The 3,976-nt window shown below is 58.9% G+C and carries 6 protein-coding genes and 1 pseudogene; 5 read left to right on the top strand and 2 right to left on the bottom strand.

The annotated features are described in order from the left end of the window. Positions 1 to 368 (top strand): annotated as a pseudogene (gene crc, locus ACIQVE_RS29335) (catabolite repression control protein Crc); the annotation flags it as partial. 64 nt (positions 369 to 432) lie between these two features. Here the strand turns inward: crc and ACIQVE_RS29330 are convergent. Further along, positions 433 to 801, bottom strand: a complete 369-nt coding sequence (locus ACIQVE_RS29330; RefSeq protein ID WP_402815410.1) for a DUF4870 domain-containing protein — start codon at positions 799 to 801, stop codon at positions 433 to 435. 29 nt (positions 802 to 830) lie between these two features. After that, on the bottom strand, positions 831 to 1,553 hold the full coding sequence (rph, locus tag ACIQVE_RS29325; protein ID WP_402815408.1) for a ribonuclease PH: 723 nt from the start codon (positions 1,551 to 1,553) through the stop codon (positions 831 to 833). A gap of 270 nt (positions 1,554 to 1,823) precedes the next feature. Between rph and ACIQVE_RS29320 the strand changes: the two genes are divergently transcribed. From ACIQVE_RS29320 to ACIQVE_RS29305, 4 genes are all read left to right on the top strand, one after another. Next, the gene (locus tag ACIQVE_RS29320) at positions 1,824 to 2,687 is read left to right on the top strand and encodes a YicC/YloC family endoribonuclease (protein WP_402815406.1); all 864 of its coding nucleotides are present in this window, start codon (positions 1,824 to 1,826) and stop codon (positions 2,685 to 2,687) included. 12 nt (positions 2,688 to 2,699) lie between these two features. After that, a complete protein-coding gene (gene gmk / locus ACIQVE_RS29315) occupies positions 2,700 to 3,320 on the top strand; it encodes a guanylate kinase (RefSeq protein WP_042561759.1) in 621 nt (206 codons plus the stop codon). A 167-nt stretch (positions 3,321 to 3,487) separates the two neighbouring features. Beyond that, entirely contained in the window at positions 3,488 to 3,751 is a 264-nt protein-coding gene (gene rpoZ / locus ACIQVE_RS29310) for a DNA-directed RNA polymerase subunit omega (RefSeq protein WP_402815404.1), read from the top strand. Positions 3,752 to 3,808: 57 nt separating this feature from the next. After that, on the top strand, positions 3,809 to 3,976 hold a 168-nt coding region (locus ACIQVE_RS29305), incomplete at its 3' end, for a hypothetical protein (protein WP_402815412.1).

The raw sequence follows: 3,976 nt of genomic DNA, 5'->3' as shown, positions 1-3,976 counted from the left end.
GCACGCGTCGCGAGGACATTTCTTGTGGCTCGCTGTACGTCGCGCAGCAGAAGCTCGACATCAAGAACTGGCGCGACAGCCAGCAATCCCCGGGCTTCCTGGCGCCAGAACGCGCCTGGATGGACGAGATTGTCGGCAACATGGGTTATGTCGATGCCCTGCGCGAAGTCAGCCGTGAAGGCGACCAGTACAGCTGGTGGCCGGATAACGAACAGGCCGAGATGCTCAATCTGGGCTGGCGTTTCGATTACCAGATCCTGACTCCAGGCCTGCGCCGCTTCGTGCGTAGTGCACGCCTGCCACGTCAGCCTCGGTTCTCGCAGCACGCGCCGCTGATCGTCGACTACGACTGGACGCTGACCATTTAAGCGCCTTTACCGTAGAAACAAAAAAACCGACAGTGATGTCGGTTTTTTTGTGGCTGATTGGTGGTTATTTGATCAAGCGCCAGGTAAAGGGATAACGATAAGGCAAGCCTTCGTTAGCCTTTACCCCCGCAATGATCGTCAGCACCAATGCCCCGATGGCCACGAGACCGAGCAGGAAGAAGCCGATAATCAACAGCATCAGCAAGAAGCAAATCATCGAAGCAATCGCAACGGTGATCTGAAAATTCAGCGCCTCTTTGCCCTGCACATCGATAAACGGGTCCGACTCACGCTTCATCTGCCACAGAATCAGCGGCCCGATCAGGTTGCCGAAAGGAATCCAGATCCCCAGCAAGGCGGACAAGTGACAAAACATCGCCCACTGGCGAACCTCTTGGCTCGGCTTGGGCAGCAGCTCTTGCTTGTCACTCATCGCGTCCTCCTTGCGGGTTATGAACCTGCTCAGTCTGCCAGTGCGGCCGTCTGCAGTTCGAAGATTTCGTTCATGCCTTTCTTGGCCAATTCCAGCATGGCGTTCAGGTCTTCAGGCTGGAACGGCGCGCCTTCAGCGGTGCCCTGCACCTCGATGAAGCCACCGGAGCTGGTCATCACCACGTTGAGGTCGGTCTCGGCGGCGGAGTCTTCAAGATAGTCCAGATCCAGCACTGGCTCGCCTTGATACATGCCCACCGATACAGCGCCGATCATTTGCTTGAGCGGGTCGCCGCCTTTCAGGCCGCCGCGCTTCTTGATGACCTTCAACGCATCGACGAGGGCAACCATAGCGCCGGTGATGGATGCAGTGCGGGTGCCACCGTCAGCCTGGATCACGTCGCAATCGACGTACAGGGTTACGTCGCCCAGCTTGGACATGTCCAGCGCAGCGCGCAGGGAACGGCCGATCAGACGCTGGATTTCCAGGGTGCGGCCGCCTTGCTTGCCGCGACTCGCTTCACGCTGGTTACGCTCGCCGGTGGCGCGCGGCAGCATGCCGTACTCGGCAGTCAACCAGCCCTGGCCCTGGCCTTTCAGGAAACGCGGCACGCCGTTTTCGACGCTGACGGTGCAGATGACCTTGGTATCACCGAATTCGACCAGTACGGATCCCTCGGCGTGTTTGGTGTAGTTGCGGGTAATGCGGATCGAGCGGAGCTGATCGGCAGCGCGACCACTTGGACGTTTCATAGGGGATACCTGTACTGGGGACGGAAAACTGCCGAGCATTATAGAGCGGTGCACCGCCACTGGGCACTGGTTAAAAATCCGCGCCGACGACCGAGGGCCCTCAAACTCTTATTACCGACGGGCTGCAGCCCTTTGTCACACCGTGTGTTTGGGCGCATTCGCTGCACTGCGCTACAATCCTGCGCCTTTGCTGCCAGTCGGCTTAAATTCATTGATATCGCGCCTGCGGAACTCAGGTTCCGCGCCGATCTGCATTGCGAGGTCACCGCCATGGTGCACAGCATGACCGCCTTCGCCCGCGTCGAAAAAGCCGGCGAACAGGGCACCCTGAGCTGGGAATTGCGCTCGGTCAACAGTCGCTATCTGGAACCGCACCTGCGTCTGCCGGAGTCGTTTCGCGAGCTTGAAGGCGCCGTACGCGAAGCACTGCGCCAGGGCCTGTCGCGGGGCAAACTGGAATGCACCCTGCGATTCACTGAAGAAAGCACCGGCAAACCGCTGCAAGTTGATCGCGAGCGCGCCGCGCAATTGGTCGCCGCAGCTGAAACGATTGCCGGTCTGATCAAGAATCCTGCTGCGCTCAATCCGCTGGAAGTGCTGGCCTGGCCTGGCGTTCTGGTCGCTGACGCCAGTGATCCGCAAGCACTGAATGCCGAAGCGCTGGCACTGTTCAATCATGGTCTGAAAGAACTCAAGGCCGGCCGCGAGCGTGAAGGCTCGGAGCTGGCACGGCTGATCAATGATCGCCTGACTTCCATCGAAGAAGACGTCGTGACCCTGCGTGAACTGGTTCCGCAGATGCTCGCCACCCAGCGCCAGAAGGTCCTCGACCGCTTTGCCGACATGAAGGCCGAGCTGGATCCGCAGCGCCTGGAACAGGAAATGGTCATCCTTGCGCAAAAAAGCGATGTGGCCGAAGAACTGGATCGCCTGAGCACCCATATCATAGAAGTGCGCCGGGTTCTCAAATCCGGCGGTGCCGCTGGACGGCGCCTCGACTTCCTGATGCAGGAACTCAACCGTGAAGCCAACACACTGGGCTCCAAAGCCTTCGATCCGCGCAGCACCCAAGCCGCCGTCAACCTCAAGGTGTTGATCGAGCAGATGCGCGAACAAGTGCAGAATATTGAGTAAGGCAACCCCGACATGACCCACAGCACCGGCACCCTGTACATCATTTCCGCGCCATCGGGCGCGGGCAAAAGCAGTCTGGTCAAGGCTTTGACCGACGCCAATCCGGAGATTCGCGTGTCGATCTCCCACACCACCCGCGCCATGCGCCCGGGTGAAGTGAACGGTGTGAACTATCACTTCGTGACTCGCGAAGCCTTTGTAAAGATGGGCGAACACGGTGATTTCCTCGAACGCGCCGAAGTGTTCGGCAACTTCTACGGCACCTCGCAAAGCCATCTGCAACAGACCCTCGATGAAGGCCACGACCTGATTCTGGAAATCGACTGGCAGGGCGCCGAGCAAGTGCGCAAGCTGATGCCGCAGGCGCGTTCGATCTTCATTTTGCCGCCATCGCTGCAAGCCCTGCACCAGCGCCTGACCAATCGCGGCCAGGACAGCGACGAGATCATCGACGGGCGGATGCGCGAAGCGGTCAACGAGATGAGCCACTACGTCGAATACGACTACCTGATCATCAACGATGATTTCGCCCATGCACTGGACGATCTGAAGGCGATTTTCCGCGCCAATCAGCTGCAACAGAAGCGCCAACAGGTGCGTTTCGGCAAATTGCTGGCTGAATTGCTCGGTTAAACAGCACTTCCCAAAACGCCTGCAAGCGCTTTACATTGGCACTTGCAGCGCGTTGGAGGGCTTGGTCAAAAAATCAGCGCTTCCCTAAACGCTGGTGTTTTTTTAAACTGCTCAGTCCGCTCGCCCAACCGGGCAGCGCGCATATTGCATTCGCTCCGAGGAATACCATGGCCCGCGTAACCGTTGAAGACTGCCTGAACCACGTGGAAAACCGTTTTGAGCTGGTCATGCTCTCTACCAAACGTGCCCGTCAACTGGCCACCGGCGGCAAAGAGCCCCTGGTTCAGTGGGAAAACGACAAGCCTACCGTAGTAGCGCTGCGTGAAATCGCTGAAGGCCTGATGAGCTACGCGTTCATCGCCGAGCAGGAAATCGTCCAGGATGAACCGCTGTTCGCAGCGTTCGAGGACGAGTCCAACGAGGCCGTCTAAGCCTATGCCTGGTCGACGTAGCACGGCGCGGGATCACAGCCAACGGCAGGAGTCATCATGCCGAGCATAGACGCCCTCGCCGAACGCTTATCGACCTACCTCGGCAACGACCAGGTCAATCTGGTCCGCCGAGCGTTTTTCTACGCCGAACAAGCCCACGACGGCCAACGCCGACGCAGTGTCGAGGCGTACGTCACGCATCCTCTTGCGGTGGCAATTATTCTT

The sequence above is a fragment of the Pseudomonas sp. NPDC098747 genome, assembly GCF_044760045.1.
Lineage (GTDB): Bacteria > Pseudomonadota > Gammaproteobacteria > Pseudomonadales > Pseudomonadaceae > Aquipseudomonas.
Note: the sequence above shows the minus strand (reverse complement) of the source record. Positions and strands in the feature narration are given on the sequence as shown.